Source organism: Achromobacter xylosoxidans, assembly GCF_002192695.1.
GTDB lineage: Bacteria > Pseudomonadota > Gammaproteobacteria > Burkholderiales > Burkholderiaceae_B > Achromobacter > Achromobacter xylosoxidans_C.
In genome coordinates this window covers 1-472 of the sequence record NZ_MTLG01000034.1, presented here as the reverse complement: position 1 = coordinate 472, position 472 = coordinate 1, and the positions used below count along the sequence as shown (strand labels likewise).

At 63.1% G+C, this 472-nt stretch carries 1 protein-coding gene and 1 pseudogene; both read right to left on the bottom strand.

Annotated elements, in window-relative coordinates; all coding sequences use genetic code 11:
* A partial coding sequence (locus BRO63_RS04480; protein WP_143219444.1) for a hypothetical protein occupies positions 1–219 on the bottom strand: 219 nt, incomplete at its 3' end.
* A gap of 99 nt (positions 220–318) precedes the next feature.
* Positions 319–472 (bottom strand): annotated as a pseudogene (locus BRO63_RS33910) (DUF6094 domain-containing protein); the annotation flags it as partial.

Genomic DNA, 472 nt, shown 5'->3' with positions numbered 1-472 from the left:
CAGCTTGCGCTTGAGGCTGGCGACGATGAGTTGCCGGTGCGCCTGCGGCTCGCCGGAATAGACCGGCGGGTTGGCGCTGTTGAGGGCGTCGAGCAGTTCGTCGCCGAACTCACCGACGAAATCCTGAAGGCTCAGGGTCAGTGGGGAAGATTCCGCGTCGAGCAGTTCGCCCTGTACGGACGTGGCTTCGGCGGTGGTGGTTTCGAGATCGAGGGACATGGTGATGCTCCAAAGAAAATGGGGCATGCACCACCCCCGACGGGGCGATGGCATGCCCCGTGGTGGGAAAAAAGACGGCGAACCGTCGGTGAAAAGCGATCAGCGGATGGTCAACACCTCGCCCCGCGTAGCGGAGCTAGGCGTCATGTCCCACGCGCGGATGACAGGCACGAACTTGTCGGTGAGGATGCGGGTCTCGGCGATGGAGCCGTCTTCGCGTTCGGTGAATTCCCGCTGGAGCGTCTTGTCCTTG